We start from the raw sequence: 347 nt of genomic DNA, 5'->3' as shown, positions 1-347 counted from the left end.
CCACGAGGAATTCTGGGTCATCCTGCTCAACCGGGCCAACGTGGTGATGCGCAAAACGGCCATCAGCCGCGGCGGCGTGGCCGGCACCGTGGCCGACCCCAAAATGATTTTCAAAGAAGCCCTGGAGCAGCTGGCCAGCAGCATTATCCTGGTGCACAACCACCCCAGCGGCAACCGCAACCCTAGGGCCGCCGACATCCAGCTCACCAAGAAGCTGAAGGAAGCCGGCAGCTTTCTGGACTTGCCGATTGACACCTCATTTATTCCGACCAGGGCTACTACAGCTTTGCCGATGAGGGGATGCTGTAGGGTGGTGTTTAAACTACCGTTTTGACAAACTCTAAATT

At 57.1% G+C, this 347-nt stretch carries 1 pseudogene; it reads left to right on the top strand.

Annotated features, from left to right (window positions below):
• Positions 1 to 309: pseudogene (locus BEN48_RS00640) on the top strand (JAB domain-containing protein); the annotation flags it as partial.
• Positions 310 to 347: the final 38 nt, after the last annotated feature.

Origin of the sequence: Hymenobacter glacialis (assembly GCF_001816165.1) — a bacterium.
In the GTDB taxonomy this organism is placed as follows: Bacteria; Bacteroidota; Bacteroidia; order Cytophagales; family Hymenobacteraceae; genus Hymenobacter; species Hymenobacter glacialis.
Note: the sequence above shows the minus strand (reverse complement) of the source record. Positions and strands in the feature narration are given on the sequence as shown.